This window comes from Flavobacterium sp. ST-158 (assembly GCF_058309975.1).
Genome location: NZ_JBZEEN010000002.1, coordinates 60,960 through 78,473, shown reverse-complemented (window position 1 = coordinate 78,473; position 17,514 = coordinate 60,960). Strand labels below are relative to the sequence as shown.

Sequence of the window (17,514 nt, the reverse complement as noted above, 5' to 3'; positions counted from 1 at the left end):
TTAATGATTTGTTAATTTAAAATAAAGCTTTTACCCCTAAATTGAAAAATCTAGTTTGTGGCGTACTGCCAATATTTAATTCCATAGTTTTACGCTCAGGAGATATTGTTAACAAATTAGCTCCATTTACATAAACTCCAAGTTCATTAATAAATGAATTTTGAATCCATTTTTTTGGTACATCATACGTAATCTGAAGCTTGGCTAAATCAACTCTATCAGTACTATAAATCCAAAAATCAGATGAACGGTAATTATTATCACTTGTCTTTGTAGTAAGTCTAGGATAGGTTGCAGTTGCTTGATTTTCTACAGTCCAACTGTCTCTAACCATAACTGAATATTTATCTTCACCATCTATCCAAAAATAAGAATTGTTCTTCATCCCATAGGCTCCAAACTGTCCTGTAGCTAAAGCAAAAAATGTTAGACTTTTCCATTTTGCTGTAAAATTTACACCAGCAGTAAATGGAGCGCCACTCCAACCTCCTTTACCTAAATACACCTCATCTTGAGCATTAATAATACCATCTCCATTTTGATCTTTGTATTTAATATCACCTGGTTGAACCTGACCAAAAGTTTGCGAAGCATGATTAGCAATATCAATATCATCCATAAAAAAGCCTTCGCTTTTAAGTCCCCAAATAGCATCCAGTGGTTTTCCTTGTCTGTTTTGGTATTGGTCATCAAATTGTTCAGCTCTTTTAGCCGCTTTAGTATCATAAAAGTTCCCAGTAATTCCCAGAGACAAGTCTACTTGCCCAACTTTTTTATTCACTCTAACATTAAAATCAAAACCAATACGATCATCGTTATTGTAATTGATATAAGGCATGAAATTAGAATTTGGAAAACCTGTTGTAAAATAGTTAGGATATAAAACAGAAGCCTGTATTACATTCCCCTTAATTCTATTAGCGTAGAATGAACCATTAAAAGTGATTAATTTATTGAAAAATGATGCTTCTAAACCTACATTTACTTCTTTTTTCTTAGCAAAAGTAAGTGCTAAGTTTTCACCTCTACGAGAATCAGTACTTCTATTTAGAGAGCCATCTCTCCAACTGTACCAAGCTCCATCAGTTTGTTTGTAAACAGTTTGATACAAATAATAGTCAGAAACATCCAAATCTGTATTCAATATACCCGCAGAAACTGTAAGCTTTAAATTATCTAAAGCCGACCAGTTTTTCAAGAAATTCTCTTCACTCAATCTCCAGCCTAAAGATAAAGTTGGTGAAGTAGCATTTCGTTTCGTTTCAGCAAATTTAGCTGAATGCACTAGCGCTTCATTAAATTCTACATAATATTTACTTGCATAATTGTAGCTTAAATTAAGTCCTAAATTAGCGTTACTTACTTTATGATACACTTCTGAAATTGACTGTTGGAATCCATTTGCTATCAACATTCCTGAAAAATTATGAACTCCATTAATCTTTTTCACATAATCAAACTGACCTGAAAAAGCAATAGTTTGTTTATAAGCACTATTAGAAATATTCTGAACACCTGATTTTGCGTCCTCACCATATTTAGTCAAAGATGTTATTTGATCGAACCCTGCATACGTATTCCATTTTGGTTCGTATACTGCATAGGTATTATTATAAGCCTGATTGTAAGAAGTTTCATAATCTACAGCAAATTTAGAATGAAAAGACAATCCATCAATAACACTATTTAACTTTGCATCTACACCTGTATTAAATTGAAACTGACGATTAGTATAGGTATTATATCCTCCAGCATAAATAGCAGCAAATGAATTATTTGAATCTAATTGTGTACCACCTAATAAATACTTACCATCAATAAGATAGTTACTATTATTTATAGCTGCTTGAGAAACAGCATCCCCTTGTTCTATTAAATCAATTGGTAATAAAGGAGTAAATCGATTTGGTCTTGTAGTTGCTGCACTTCCCCAATAATCTGTATTTACACCTCTACCATTGTAATAGATTGCGTTTGTTCCAATTGAAGCAGAAATAAAATCATTGATGGCAAGATCTACATTCCCCCTAATATTAAAACGATTGGTTCTATTATTTTTAGCTTCGCCAAAATTTAATAAATCTCCTGAATTAGAAAAATTAACTACTGTGAAGTATTGAGCAATATTATTTCCTCCTTTAATTTCAACATTAGCATCATAACGTTTAGAAAAGTCTTTTAAATATTTAGAGGAATAATAATCTACATTAGCATATCTATATGGATTTGTTCCTGAAGCGTAATTATAAATAGTTTCATCTGAATATAATGGAGATAAACCATCATTGACACGAGCTTGGTTGTAATAGCGCATATACTCTGCAGAACCTAAATATTTAGGATAACTTTTTGGTACATCTATACCTGCATCTACTCTAACATTGATTTGTTGTTTTTGGATATTTCCTTTTTTAGAAGTAATATAGATTACCCCTTTAGCAGCCCTACTTCCATACAATGCTACAGCAGAAACTCCTTTCATAAATGAAACTTGTTCAATCTCTACAGGTAAAATAGTTCCAGCACCACGAGGAATACCATCAACTAATACTAAGGCTCCACCAGACCCCCAAATATTTCCATTATATCCACCTACAAAAGCTTGTAAACCATCCAAACTGTAAGTTGTATAATTTTTTTCTAAAATTTCTGGTAAATTAACATAGGATACTCCTCCTAAAAGATCACTTTCTTGTACTTTTTTAAAGGCAACTTGTACTGATTGATCCTTATCTAATATCAAATCTATTTCATTCGATTCTGAATTAATGACAACCGATTTTGTAATATATCCCTTTGCATTAATTAATAATTTTGAATTTACAGGTGCTTTAAGCGAAAACTTACCCATAAAATCTGTTGTTGTGGAAATATTGTCTTTTTCACTAACAAGGGTAGCACCAATAATAGGCTTCCCCTCAACTCCCTTAACGATACCAGTAACGTCAATTTTACGAACAACTTGAGCTATTAAAATTGAGGGAGAAAAAGCAATAATTAAAAAACATAACACTATTTTTAGTTGTATATATCTCATTATTTTCTAATTTGTATTTATAATTTTTAAAACAATATGAATAATTACCATCCTGGATTTTGAGGAAATTCCAAATACATATTTACATCGGCATTTTTTAATGGTAACCAATAATGCTTTTCACTAAATCTTCGTTCTAAAATAACTGTTTCGCGAATATTAAGCACTTTGTTATTTTTAGGATTTGCAGTACTAAAACTTGCATCTCGATCAAATTCTATTGATTTCTTCAAAGTATATGGACTTTGAATTAATAACATCCATCTACGCAAATCATTAAAACGATGCCCTTCAAAAGCTAATTCAACAGCACGTTCGCGTCTTACTTCACTCATAAAAGAATCAAGTGATCCTAAGAATTTTGTAGCAACATGACCTACACCTGCTCTATCTCTAACAACATTTATAGCTTCTACAGCCGTTTTGCTATATGAAGGATCTTTCCCCGTAGGAGAATTATAAGCCACTGCTGCTGCTTCAGCATACATCAAATAAATATCTGCTAAACGCATCCATGGGATATGGATATTTAAATTATTACCATAATCATATCCCCCATCATATTTATTTGCCGTTATTGGAATAAATTTATACAGTAAATAACCAGTTCTACTTCCAGTACTTATATTACGATAACTCCCTCCTGTAGACAAATTAGCATAACGATCTGATTCTACATCAGGAGGCATCGTTCCTTTAACACATTTGACACCATCATAAACGATATCATTATAAAAACGAGGATCACGACCTTGCCAAGGGTGTGTTGGATCATAACCCGACTCTACATCAGCTTGAGTAATACTTGTGATTGGTAAGCCGTTTGCCATGCCATAATTGTCAACATAATTGGCTGTTGGTAAAAATTTCACATCTCCATCTGTTAACACAGGTGCAGGCTGGTATTGTTTACTTGTTCCCCAATTAGATCCATTAGCTCCCCAATAAGGTCCTCTAAAAATAGCTTCAGAACCTCCTGGAATTGCCCAGTTTTTACCAGTAGTGTAAAAATTATCACTATATTTATCAAAAGTCAGCAAACTATATTGGGAACCACTCTCTGTATTAGTTAATAATTCACCAAAAGCTTGTGCTGCTTTTTTACAGAATTCTGTATTATAATTTGCATTACCAGTAGAGGCTTTATTCATCAATGGGCTACCTGCCCAAAGATAGTTTTTACCTAAATAACCCAATGCCATAATTTTATTGATACGCAGCGCATTTTTTCCTAAAGTTCTTTTACCTACAGTAGTATCATCCCAATTAGATGGTAACAAATCTGCTGCTAATCTAAAATCTGCCGCTGCTTTCTCAGCACATTCAGCATAACTAAGTCTAGGTAATGTTAATGGTTGGTCACTAGGAAGAACTTGGTCTATATATGGTAATCCTCCAAAATACTGCATGAACTGAAAATGAAACCACCCTCTAAAAAACAAAAGCTGTCCTTTTATCATATCTTTTTCTTCCTGAGTAGCATCTGTTAATTTATCAATATTGGCTAAACCAATATTTGCTTTACGGATACCTACCCAGCCTAAAGTCCATAAATCTTTATGCATACGATCATTATCTGTAGACATACCTCTTCTATTCATCCATCCCGCTTGCCAACCATCAAACTCAGATTGCCAACCCCAAAAATTCCCATTGTCAATTTTACATACAAAATGAAAATCACGAGCTGTAGATTGAATCTCATCTTCTCCCCAATTCCAAGAGTTTGTCCAATAAGCATTAGTAAAATCAGGAATACACTGATATAGTTCTTCAGTAAATCCTTGAAATTTTGTAAAATTCTCAAATGCTTCAGTGTCTGAAATCTGAGTATCTGCAGAAACATCAAGATATTGTTCACAAGATATCGAACTAGCAAGTAAACCAAATACAAGGCTATACTTAAATATTGTTTTGAAATAATTTTTCATAATTTCTAATTTAAAAAATAATATTAGCTCCTACATTAAAACGTTTCACTGTTGGATATGCTCCCTGAGAAGCCCAGCCAGTTCCTGCATAATTACTTTCTCTATCATCAGGCATTTTTGACCAGAAATAAAGATTATCACCATTAATGAACACTCTTATATTTTGAATTCCCAAGGATTTTACTAAAGTTCCCCCATCAAATGTATAAGCAATTTCAGCATTCTTTAAACGAACATAAGAACCATCATACATATAACGCTGAGCACTATTGTATTCACTTGGAGTAGAAAGCCAACGAGGCATTGGAGCATCTGCATTAATGTTATCTTTTGACCATAAAGATCCATTATCATACACAGTATGATTTTGTGAAGTTAAACTCCCTAGTACAACTTGTCGTGTAACATTATTTACTCCATAAAACTGAACGAAAGCACTGAATTTTTTCCAATTAAAACCAATCGTTGCATTATAGGTGTTTTGCGGTGTTCCAGAATAACCATAAGGTATATTGTCTTTAGAATCAATAACACCATCGCCATTATAATCAAGTACATTATAACTACCAGGTAATTTTTGATTATCATTTGTACTTTGAATCGTACTTGCATACAACTCGTCCCATGTATTATAATACCCTTGCGCAACATAGGAATAAGCCTGACCAATCGGTTTATTTTCAGATTTTTGATAATCTGGTAATAACTGAGGATTATCTGCACTAATAATTTTATTTTTTGAATGAGTCATATTCATTTCTGACCAAATATTCAAACCGTTTGCGAAAGTATGATTCAATTTAATCTCCAATTCATAACCTGCATTCTTAACTCTACCTAAGTTAGCCACAGGAGCTGTTGCGCCATAATAGGACGGAATGGCTCTACTACCACCTGCTAATAAAATATCTGAACGATCTTCTTTAAAGTAATCAACGGATCCTTTAATAAGACCTTTAAAAAATCCATAATCAAGACCAAAGTTTGATTTTTTCACCTTTTCCCAATGTACATCTGGATTACCAACAGCACTCTCTTTATACCAAACGTAAGGGCTTGACTCTCCTCCTTCACCACTTGTTCCTAATTGAGATTGTCCTCCATAACTCCATTGAGTTAGATAAAGCCATCTACCATTAATGTTATCATCACCAATCTCTCCATAATTTGCTCTAATTTTCAGCAAGTCTATAAAAGATTCTGTTTTCTTCATAAAACTCTCTTTAGAAAGAATCCAGCTAAGTCCTCCAGATGAAAAGAAAGCAAAGCGATTATCTTTACTAAATTTTTCAGAACCATTGTAGGCACCATTGTATTCAGCAAAATATTTTCCATTGTATCCATACGTAGTTCTAAAAACCCAATCTTCTCTATAATGAGGAACCTCACTTCCTGTAGCACTTTGATTACGGCTAAAAAGTCCCATTGCAGTAATATCATGCTTTGAATTTAGTTTTACACTATAATTTAATTGAGTTTGATAGAAAAGTCTTCTTTTAGTTGCCCAATCCTGAACAGTTCCTGCACTAGTTGACCATTTTATTCCTTCTTGAAAGTCAAATCTATTATTTGAATCATAACTCTTTTTATAGGTAACTATTCCAGTTGCTGGATCAATATATTTCTGTTGAGTATCATTATATAAATCACTAATTCCACGATCACCTTCTACAAAAGTATTGTCTAAAGCTATTGTTCCTTTAAAATTAAGGCCTTTAACAAATACGTCTAGATTTTGATCAATTGTAAAGTCTGTAGTAAGTTGTGTTGTGGTTTTATATTGTATTCCACTGATCGCCAAATTACGAACCGAATTTGATGCCTTGCCTTCATTTGGAGCATAATAGCCCCAAGAACCATCGGATTCATAATAAGGTAAAAATACATCTGGTGCTGTTGAATAAGCAGCATCCCACATGGTATATTCTCCACCAGAAGCTCCCCAAGGGCTTTTCTTTACACCATGAGAACCTGCAAGATTTACTTTAAAAGTGGTTGATGAAGAAATTTTAAAATCTAAATTAGTTCTAACATTTAAACGATTGAATCCATAACCAGGATCATAACCTCTATTATTACTATATTGTCTAAAAAGATCTCCTTCATGCAAAAAATCTGCACTGGTAAAATACTTTACAAATTCAGTACCTCCACTTACATTCAAACTAGCATTTTGAGACATCGCAAAATCCTTAAATAAGGTTTTTGCCCAATCCACATTTGGATAACGTTCTCTTTCTTCTTGATTAGCAGGATATCTATATTTATTGATAATATCCTGTGGAAGATAGTCATTCCAAGCTGATGGCGTTAATGACAATTCATTCTCAATAGCTTGATTTTTAATCATTAAAGCATCGTAAGCATCATATTTATTTGGCAATTTAGAAGGAACTTTCATCGTTGTATTTACACGAGCTCTAATTAATGCTTTACCAATACTTCCACGTTTAGTAGTAATCAAAATTACTCCATTTGCACCTCTAACTCCATAAACAGCTGTTGCTGATGCATCTTTTAATACAGAAACTGATTCTACTGAACCAATATCGACGCTATTCATTGGACGTTCAATTCCATCAACCAAAATAAGAGGAGAAGAATCATTCCAAGTACTACCTCCACGTATTACAATACGAGGATCTTCTTCCCCAGGCATACCGGTACTTGCAGAAGTAATTAATCCAGGTGCATTACCGGTTAATGCTGCACCTATACTTTGAACTCCACCTGCACGCTCTAATGTTGTTCCTGAAACTTGAGAAATGGCTGCAACCAAACTCTCTTTCTTTTGCTTACCATACCCTACAACCACAACTTCTTCTAATGAAGTTTGGTCAACTCCCATAGCAATATTAATAGTTGATTGACCATTTATTTGCTTTTCAATCGTTTTAAAACCAATACTACTAAAGATTAATATAGCGTCTTTAGAAGGTACGTTGATTTTATATTTCCCATCAAAATCAGAAACAACTGCTAATTTAGGATTACCTTTAACAGAAATAGTAACACCCGGAATTGGCAGTTTATCCTCAGAGGAAGTTATTGTTCCTACTATAGTTATTTGTTGGGCATATTCATCTTTTTCAGAAGCCGAAAAAGGAATTGATGTATTTCCTTCATTAGCCAATAATACATTCGAAAACATAAACTGAAACAAAACTCCCATTACCACGAACTTTCCTTTTCGTGGAATCTTAATTAATTGTATTTTCATATTAATATTTTGACATTTTTTAATTTATTAAAAATTAACACTTAAATTAAACATCACATACTTTACAATCTATTATACTTTAAGCTTAATCGAATTGATAATACTTTTGAGACTTAAATCTAAAATAAAACACAGTACATGATTTAATTGAAATAAAACACCCTCCTCTTACTTCACATCTTCTAAAGAAATATGAATATTAGTTACATAAAAAGGTGTTTTCTTTTTGAAAACTTATCCCATAGGCTTTTTGGTTATTATTTGGTTAGTTAATAGTAGTTTATTGTTGGTTATTTAAAATTTTGTAAAATCCAAATCCTGTTTAAACAATCGGTTGTGTAATTGTTTTAAAAAAATAAGTGTTAGCACAACACTAAATAATTTTAACACAGTCTTTTGAATAAGTGTTAAACAAATGTAAAATAAAAAAAGATAAAAACAACCGATTGTGTTGTTTTTTTTAATATAAATACAAAAAAAAGTAAAATAAAATATTTTAACTGTATTTATATAACAATTAAACTAAACATATAGCAACATTAAACCTAAGCAAGCTTTATACTTTTTTCAGGTAATAATTATTTAAACAATATTTATAGTAGTTAAATCATTTTAGAAGATATGTTTTATCTGTTAAGCTTTTTGGATAATGATTCAAGCTTAACAGATAAAACATATTCCTTTATTTATGGGTGTGCATCATTGTTTGAAGTAGCATACAATCCTAACAAGCAACCTGTAAATCCACCTGCTACATCAGTTGATAAAATATCTCCAGAAACAGGTCCGCCAACATTAACAAAATTAACTCCATCAAGAGAATAACTGAAGTTGTATTCGTCTCCTTTGGCTTTTATTTGTAATTGTACTGGTTTCTTAATATCAATTTTTGTACTGCCAACTATTGTAGAGTTTACTGCAGCATCTCTTCTTGTTTTTTGATTTTTTTGTAAAACGACATAATAGTCTTTATCTTTCATCGTAATTCCAAAAACATAATTAGAAGCTTCATTTTGCAAAGCCACAACACCTGCCAAATCTTTGTCTGATTTTGGTTTATAATCAATCGTAGTCGTCAATGAAAAACTATTATGTTGCTGACGATAAAACAAAGTAGAAGTTGGTTTTACTTCCTTGATATTAGTATCAAATGGATTAATTGTTAATCCTTTTTTCGAAGTTGTGATAAATTTTTCACGTGGACCTCTTAGACCAATCCAACGATAATCTAACTTAGTTGCGGTAAAATTATCATTAAATGTAAAATTTCCATTAGGGAAGAATCCCTCTTTTCCTGTTCTATTTTCGCTAACTCCTTTTGGCATTTTTAGTTTTGGTTCCAAAGGAATTAAACCATTTTCAAAAACCGGAAATTCACCAGTCCAATCTACAGGTAGAATAAAAGTTTCACGTCCTGTATTTACCCTGTTTTTTTCATTTGGTCTTACTGCCAAGAAAACGCCGTAGTATTTATCTCCAGGTCCTTTTACTAAATCCGCATGACCAGCCCAATCAACTTTATTGGCTCTGTCTCTTGGAAAGAAGCGCTGAGTCAAAATTGGATTGCTTGGAGCTGGGATAAAAGGCCCTTTAGGACTATCACTTTTAAAAATAACTTCAGTATGATTGCCTCCTGTCCCACCTTCAGCACACATTAAAAAATATTTTCCATCTTTTTTATATAGATGTGGTGCTTCGATCCAAATTGGCTTTTTAGCCGGATCTACTCCTCCATCCACAATAATTTTATCTGTTCCTGGAATGACCTTATCATTTTCAACATCATATTCCCATACTTTAATCACACGGTGGCCATTGTAACGCTCTTTTCCTTGATCAGGAGCATCATTATGAACAATATATCCTTTTCCATCATCATCGAAAAAGATACAAGGATCTATTCCTCCAAATCCTAATTTTATAGGATTCCCCCAACCTTTCTTAGGATCTTTAGTTTTTACAATAATATTGTTCAAACCTCCGGAAAAAGCAGTTACTATCATATAAAAAGTATCATTGTGAGGATTATAAGTTATCCCAGGAGCATAAACACCTGCACTAATACCTGTATCGTGTGGATTAAATTGAGTGACATCATTTAAAACTCCACCTAAATCTGTCCAGTTTACTAAATCCTTAGAGTGAAAAACAGGTACTCCTGGAAACATGGCAAATGAAGAGCAAACCATATAATAATCATCTCCTTTTCTGGTAATGGCAGGATCTGGGTAGCAACCTTGCAAAATTGGAGTATAAAACTCATCCGATTTTAGGGGGTTATCTTTATATACTTGATCATCTCCTTGGTAGGTAAAATTCGAAAATAATGGTGCATTATTCTTTGATTTATTTTGACTGTTCGCTCCCATAAAAGAAAACAGTACTAACATTAATAACAATTGCTGCACTTGCGTTTTTTTCATTACATTAATTTTAATTGGTTTATTTATAATTTATTTATTAAAAAAATAATTTTTAATAGCATTAATTTGCGGTTGTTTAAAAAATCTAATTTATACTTTTTTTCAACACAAAAACAACCGATTGCTTAAATATTTAAAAAGAGGATTATTTAGAAAACATCCAATAATCGAAGTACATGATTTGACTCGTTGCTTTTCCTTTGAAAACAAAATATAAATCGTGAATTCCGGCTACTTTTTTAATACCAATTGTCTGTAGCGACCAACGGTCATTACCTCCAGTCATGGGTACTTTTAGCGTTCCCAATAATTCTCCGTCTTTGCTGTCTAATCTTATTTCCATTGATACATTTCCATTATGAGTGGTACCAATTCGTGCAGTAAATTTTGAAGCACCTTCTTTTCGGAAGTCTACAGCTTTTACTTTAGTATAAGCATCATTGTATTTTGCGTTAATAAAATTCCCCACAACATCATTTTTCATTGATTTCACGCCTTCCGACCAGGCAATAGTCTCTGCTTCATTCTTAGCATAAGGATTTAACGTACTTAAGCTCTGTTTGATGCCTTCGGTCATATTCAACGGTGTAATAGAACCATCTTTATTAAATTTAAGTTCTTCTACACATACCGAACGATTAAAACCACTTCCTCCAGGCAAACCTGCATTATGATAGAAAAAATAACTTTTCCCTTTAAAATCGATAACACCGGGATGATTGGTAAAAGACCCACCTTGTGTAGGCATTACAACACCCTGATATTTCCAAGGTCCGGTTATACTTTTACTGGTTGAATATCCGATATGTTCCGATATTGGACCGGCAGCAAAAAATAAATAATAGAGATTATTGCGTTTGTACATCCAAGGGCCTTCTTCATAAGTCGTTGGTCTTTGTTCGTTCACTTTTCCTTCACGCTTGCCAAAAGCTTCAATTGTATTAGGAATTTGCTTGATTTCGCCTTCATAAGAAATCATATCTTCATTCAATTTCACATAATGACAAACAGGATTTCCCCAAAATAAATACCCCTGTCCATCATCATCAATAAAAACTGTTGGATCAATATCAGCATTACTATTTGAGACTAAAGGTTTTCCTAATGCGTCAATAAATGGTCCATAAGGACTGTTAGCAACAGCGACACCAATACCGTTCTTTCCCTGACGATCAGTAATGGGTACATACATATAAAATTTTCCATCGCGCTCGATACATTGAGGAGCCCAGGCATTCATTTTTGCCCAAGCAAACTCTTTATATGACAAAACAGCCCCGTGATCTGTCCAATTAACCATATCTTCTGTGGTATATAATCGCCAATCATTCATGGTAAACCAAGTCGATTCATCTTCATCATGACTAGTATATAAATATACTTTGCCATTGTAAACCATTGGAGCAGGATCGGCAGTATAATTGGTTTGCACAATAGGATTTTGAGCTTCTCCTATCGTAACTTTTAAAAGAATTATAAGTAATACTACTATTTTATAAAGATGCTTCATTTTATTTTAATTTGTTAATACAAATCCTCCATTAGGTTGTATTGTAATTGTAAGATCTCCTTTTTTAGAAACTTTAACCGATGTTGTATACGTTTCTTTATCAACCTTATCATTATAGATATTGATTGTTTGATCAGCAAGCATTGGCAATTTAAGTTTTAACACTTTAGCTGTTTTTTCGGCATTCACACCAGCAACATACCATTTTTGATTATTTCTTCGGGCAATTACACTATATTTCCCTGGATAACCATCAATAAAAACAGTCTCATCCCAAGTGGTTGGAACAGTTTTCAGAAAATCCAATTCGAATGCTGGCACATCTTGAAGGTTATTGGGAGTCAAACCAAACATTTGAACAGGATTTTGAAAAAGAACAGCAGTTGCTAACTGAAAAGCATCAGTGGTTAAACGCTCTTGTCCTTTTTGATTTCCTTTATTTAGAAATTTATTTAACAATACTCCACCAAATTCCATACTTCCAACCGCATTTCGAATAAAAGGGTGTAATGACGCAAAATAAGCTTCTTTTTCGCGAACATCCTGCGAAAAAATTAGCATTTCGGAGGCAAGAACAGCTTCGCTACCAACAAAATTGGGATACATTTTTTCCCAACCACGTGGAAGAGTTGTACCGTGAAAAATTATCATTAGACCATAATCATTCGCATCTGAAAGAATATCTTCGTACAATTTCATTGTTTCTTGCTTGTCACCACCAAAGAAATCTACTTTCAGCCCTTTTACACCAGTTTCTTTGAGCCATTTCATCTCATTTTTTCGGGCAATCGTAGTATTCATTTTATTAAGCGGAGTCTGAAATGCATCATTTGCAGTACCATTCGAATTGTACCACAAGAATACCTCTACATTTTTAGATTTGGCATACTGGATTAATTCTTTCATTTTTTCATAACCAATTCTTTCATCCCACCAGGCATCAATTAGAATATATTCGAACTTCATAGCAGCAGCCAAATCAATATATTTAACCTGATCATCGTAGTTCATACTATTGTCTTGCCAAACAATCCAACTCCAGGAACCACGCCCCGTTTTATATTCTTGCGATGGTTTATAAAGTGGTTTTACTACATCAAAAGGGATTGTTGTTTCAACAATTGGTTTGAGTGTTTCACCAACAGTAATCGTTCTCCAAGGTGTTACTCCAGGAAGGCTTATTTGTGCTCCCGAGCTTCCAAAACCATTATTTTGTTTGGGATTAGGATATTCTACAGTAAACAATCCATCTTTAAACTTACTCAAATGTGAGCCTGTATATAAACTACTAACTCCTGTTTCGGATAACAAAACCCATGCTTTATCTCCTAAATGGAAAAGTCCCGGAAATACATAACCTTCAGAAGATGTAGCCTTATCCAATGGCAAATCGGCTTCGTAACCACTTTCATAACTAGGTGCTGTACGCGCAAATCCCGTCATCGGTCTCATCATCGGAGAAAGAAATGTAGTTGTTGAAGAAGGAAAGCTAAATCCTGTCTTTTCTTCAGTAACGACGCAAACTTTAGTATCTCCCCAAGAAGGGATTTCATATCTAAAAGCAATATTATTATTACTCACTTGAAACAAAACAGCTATTTTTTGTTCTTTAGCATTCGAAAACACACAGTTTAAAGTATTTGCTTTATAGCTTACTTGCGATTGTTTAATTTTTGTTTGATTGTAATTTTCCTCCACTTTAGCTGTAGCTGAACTTACAAAATTCATATTAGCCGTAAAATCACCTGCATTAGTAATTAGTCCTAATGGAGAATCTTCTAGTACAATTCCACCTTTATACGTTACTGAATAAACGGGTTGACCACTTTTGACCAATACATTCAATATCAATTCTCCATCAGGACTAGAAACTGACATTGTGTTTTGCGAATAAACTACCGAAGCCATTATCAAGCAGTATAAAACAATTATTTTTCTCATTTTTATCTATTTACTGAATTTCCATGCATCAAAATTAAACAACTCTCCTTGTCCTCCTTTAAAAATAAAAAACAAATCATGCACACCATCTACTTTCTTAACTTTAGTTTGAACTGTTTTCCAGTTTTGCCATCCACCAGTACTTCCAATTTTTAGTGTTCCAATAATTTCACCAACTTCATTATCCAAACGAACCTCAACCTTTCCCTCATTTAAAGAAGCAGCTATAATTTCTATTTTTTTAGCTCCTTTTGCAAAGTCAACTCCTCGCACCTGAATAAAATCGCCATTGTGAATTTGGGTGACATATACTCCCGTATCCTCACTTTTATCTGTTTTAACGCCTTTACTCCAAGCCATAGTTTCGGCTTCAATACGTCTAAATGGATTGACTGTTTCTATTTGTTCAGGACCTTCATTTGTAAAATAAGAATGATTTTGAATAGTTCCGTCCTCGTTATAAATAATCCTGTCAGCATCAACAGAACGTCTTTCATAAAAGGTAGAAGTTTCACTTTTAATCAAATCATAACTGTGTCCAAAAACATAGGATTTCCCCTTATAATCAATAATTCCGGGATGATTTCCTCTTGTTTTTTCGCTTGCATCTACAATCATTCCTTTGTATTCCCAAGGTCCTGTAGCGGAATTACTCATTGCATACCCAATACCTTCCGGACAACAAGTAGAAGCATAGGCTAAATAATAATGGTCATTTCTTTTCCAAACCCACGGTCCTTCCTGATAATTTTTAGGTTTTGAATCCACTTTTACAACTTCGCCTGAAGTAGAAATCATATCCTCATTCAGTTTGACATAATACAAATGCGGATTCCCCCAGTACAAGTAAGCCTGACCATCATCATCAATAAACGGAGTTGGATCGATGTCGTCCCAAATATTATGATCAGAATACACTAGTCTCTTACCCAGAGGATCTTTAAATGGTCCATAAGGACTATCAGAAACTAAAACCCCGATACCTCCACCATGCATGGGACAGTATAAATAAAATTTACCATTGCGTTCAATGCATTGCACTGCCCAAGCACCATTATCTTGTCTGGCCCAAGAAAAGTCTTTTAGAGAAGCAACAATTCCATGCTCCGTCCAATTGACCATATCGGTTGATGTATACAATAACCAATTGAGCATTTTAAATCCTTTGGCATCATCTTCATCATGTGAAGTATAAAGAAATATGGTGTCATTATGAACCATTGGAGCAGGATCAGCCGTATATTTAGTTTGAATTATTGGTTTTTGAGCCATTACTGCTGCAAAATTCAAAAGAAACAGGACTCCTAAAACCCTTATTTTTTTTGTGTTATATTCTAATAATTTAATCATAATTGATGTTTTTTACTTTCCTTTAGAGGTGTTATCTAAAATAGTGTATTGGTTTAATGATGAAACATCAACAGGCTTGAACAAAAACTGAGATAACATATATAGACCATTTTTCCAAACTTTAAAATCATGCCCGCCTGGTTCTAAATAATACACATGAGGTACATTGTTTTGAAGTAAATAGTCGTGAGTACGTTTACTGAAATTAAGTAATCCATCAGCATCACCACAGGAAATCCATAACAGTTTTAATTGTTTCTTTGCTTCTTCTGGATTTGGAACTAAAACTTCGGGTAATTTAGTATTTGGTGCAGAAGAAAAACCTCCTACCCAGGCAAATTTATCTAAGTTCCCTAAACCAAAATTCAGTGATTGTCCACCTCCCATAGAAAGTCCAGCAATGGCACGGTTCTCTCTATCGGTCAAGGTGGGATATGTTTTTTCAATAAACGGAATTAAATCGTCCAGCAAATCTCTTTCAAAAGTGGCAAACCCCTGAACTTTATCCGGAGCCATAATATTTCCTGTAGCTCTATCATCTTTAATAGCGCGACCATTTGGCATCACCACAATCATTGGTTTAATTTTTCCTTCAGCATATAAATTATCTAATATTACTTGAGGAGAACCTCCTTTTAACCATTCTTTTTCATCACCACCAATACCGTGTAGCAAATAAAGTACGGGATATTTATTACTTTTTGAAAAACCAGGAGTAGTATAAACCAAAGCTTTTCTGGTTGTGCCTACTGTTTTTGAATCATAAGAAATGGTGTCTATTTTACCGTGTGCAATAGCTGCTCTTTCCTGGTCAAATCCTTTTGGTCCTTCTTTTTCTATTTTTTGGGCAACAACAATTAGGTTACACATAAAAAGCATGCTTGCTGTAGCGATAATTTTTTTCATTATTTTATTTTTAGATTGATTGATAGCTTAATTATTCTTTTAATCTTTAAAAAGCAAAGGAGCTAATTCTTTTATGCTGCGACGCCAAGTTTGAAACTCATGAGCTGTTTGACCAGACACGTAGGAAACGGCATTGAATCCAGCCTCTTTAAGTCCTTTTACAGCAGTTTGAACACGATCTGGATTTTCGCGACTTCCACAGCTTATGAAAATAAGTTTCACTTTAGATTTATCTTTAATCTCTTCCGGAGTATAAATGCCTCCACTTAGCAGTGCAAATTGTGAAAAAACATCTGGTTTATTCAATGTGATTGTATGGGTTTCCATACCTCCCATAGAAAGACCAGCCATTGCACGATTGGGTTGGTTGGCTAACGTACGGAAATTAGCGTCCACATAAGGAATTAATTCATCGACCAAAACCGTCTGAAATGGTTCAATCTTGAAACTTGCTATACCCCCCCATTTGATTTCATTAGTCATTCCATAAGTCATCACAATAATGAAAGGTTTTATTTTCCCTTCGGCAATTAAATTATCCATGATCAAATTGACGCGTCCTTGATTGCTCCAAGCTGTTTCATCTTCTCCCCAACCGTGTTGCAAATACAAAACTGGAAAACGTTTTGATTGCTCTTTTGAATAACTTGGCGGTGTATAGACATAAGCTCTACGTGAAGTATTGGTGCTTTTTGAAGGAAAAAGAATTTGCTGTACATGACCATGAGGAACATTTTTCAAAGCATAAAAATCTTGATCATGAGCCGGAATTTCGATACCACTTTCCCAACGAGTAGAGCCATAAAAATTTAGTGCTCCAGGATCATTAAAAACACCTCCATCAACTGTAACGTGATAATAATGAAATCCTTCATCCATAGGACCAGCAGTAGTCCCTATCCAAAATCCATTTTCTCCTTTAGAAAGTTCAGTTCCTCCTTTTGCTCCCCCCAATCCCAGACTTACCACAACCGATTTAGCATCGGGTGCTTTAATTTGGAATCGAGCATAGCCTTGAGAATTCACTTGAGGATATTCTTGTCCGGGTTGATTTACTGTTGAAGGTTTGAAATCTTCAATAATAGTTGCCTGTGCTGTTTGTGCTGAACACAAAGAACCAGAGAACGTTAGAAATACGAATAAGATAATTGAATACTTTTTCATGTTTTTTAATTATTTAAATTTTTACTTTTTTA

Annotated in this window: 9 protein-coding genes; all 9 read right to left on the bottom strand. The window is 33.8% G+C overall.

The annotated features are described in order from the left end of the window. Positions 1-16: 16 nt before the first annotated feature. A complete protein-coding gene (locus AC4FRF_RS04810) occupies positions 17-3,037 on the bottom strand; it encodes a SusC/RagA family TonB-linked outer membrane protein (RefSeq protein ID WP_491158346.1) in 3,021 nt (1,006 codons plus the stop codon). A gap of 44 nt (positions 3,038-3,081) precedes the next feature. Further along, positions 3,082-4,968, bottom strand: coding sequence for a RagB/SusD family nutrient uptake outer membrane protein (locus AC4FRF_RS04805; RefSeq protein WP_491158345.1), 1,887 nt, complete (start codon positions 4,966-4,968; stop codon positions 3,082-3,084). A gap of 10 nt (positions 4,969-4,978) precedes the next feature. Continuing rightward, positions 4,979-8,188, bottom strand: a complete 3,210-nt coding sequence (locus tag AC4FRF_RS04800; RefSeq protein WP_491158344.1) for a SusC/RagA family TonB-linked outer membrane protein — start codon at positions 8,186-8,188, stop codon at positions 4,979-4,981. A gap of 686 nt (positions 8,189-8,874) precedes the next feature. Next, a complete protein-coding gene (locus AC4FRF_RS04795; protein WP_491158343.1) occupies positions 8,875-10,611 on the bottom strand; it encodes a glycoside hydrolase family 43 protein in 1,737 nt (578 codons plus the stop codon). Between the two features lie 145 nt (positions 10,612-10,756). Further along, entirely contained in the window at positions 10,757-12,121 is a 1,365-nt protein-coding gene (locus tag AC4FRF_RS04790; protein WP_491158341.1) for a glycoside hydrolase family 43 protein, read from the bottom strand. 6 nt (positions 12,122-12,127) lie between these two features. Then, complete coding sequence (locus tag AC4FRF_RS04785) at positions 12,128-14,062, bottom strand: glycoside hydrolase family 97 protein (RefSeq protein WP_491158340.1); 1,935 nt, start codon at positions 14,060-14,062, stop codon at positions 12,128-12,130. A gap of 6 nt (positions 14,063-14,068) precedes the next feature. Beyond that, entirely contained in the window at positions 14,069-15,412 is a 1,344-nt protein-coding gene (locus AC4FRF_RS04780; protein ID WP_491158339.1) for a glycoside hydrolase family 43 protein, read from the bottom strand. 12 nt (positions 15,413-15,424) lie between these two features. Next, a complete protein-coding gene (locus tag AC4FRF_RS04775; RefSeq protein WP_491158338.1) occupies positions 15,425-16,318 on the bottom strand; it encodes an alpha/beta hydrolase in 894 nt (297 codons plus the stop codon). Positions 16,319-16,357: 39 nt separating this feature from the next. Continuing rightward, the gene (locus AC4FRF_RS04770) at positions 16,358-17,482 is read right to left on the bottom strand and encodes an alpha/beta hydrolase-fold protein (RefSeq protein ID WP_491158337.1); all 1,125 of its coding nucleotides are present in this window, start codon (positions 17,480-17,482) and stop codon (positions 16,358-16,360) included. Between the last annotated feature and the right edge of the window lie 32 nt (positions 17,483-17,514).

Excerpts from the sequence above, each read along its gene's own strand:
- AC4FRF_RS04810 (WP_491158346.1), bottom strand. The coding sequence starts at position 3,037 with ATGAGATATATACAACTAAAAATAGTGTTATGTTTTTTAATTATTGCT.
- AC4FRF_RS04805 (WP_491158345.1), bottom strand. The coding sequence starts at position 4,968 with ATGAAAAATTATTTCAAAACAATATTTAAGTATAGCCTTGTATTTGGT.
- AC4FRF_RS04800 (WP_491158344.1), bottom strand. The coding sequence starts at position 8,188 with ATGAAAATACAATTAATTAAGATTCCACGAAAAGGAAAGTTCGTGGTA.
- AC4FRF_RS04795 (WP_491158343.1), bottom strand. The coding sequence starts at position 10,611 with ATGAAAAAAACGCAAGTGCAGCAATTGTTATTAATGTTAGTACTGTTT.
- AC4FRF_RS04790 (WP_491158341.1), bottom strand. The coding sequence starts at position 12,121 with ATGAAGCATCTTTATAAAATAGTAGTATTACTTATAATTCTTTTAAAA.
- AC4FRF_RS04785 (WP_491158340.1), bottom strand. The coding sequence starts at position 14,062 with ATGAGAAAAATAATTGTTTTATACTGCTTGATAATGGCTTCGGTAGTT.
- AC4FRF_RS04780 (WP_491158339.1), bottom strand. The coding sequence starts at position 15,412 with ATGATTAAATTATTAGAATATAACACAAAAAAAATAAGGGTTTTAGGA.
- AC4FRF_RS04775 (WP_491158338.1), bottom strand. The coding sequence starts at position 16,318 with ATGAAAAAAATTATCGCTACAGCAAGCATGCTTTTTATGTGTAACCTA.
- AC4FRF_RS04770 (WP_491158337.1), bottom strand. The coding sequence starts at position 17,482 with ATGAAAAAGTATTCAATTATCTTATTCGTATTTCTAACGTTCTCTGGT.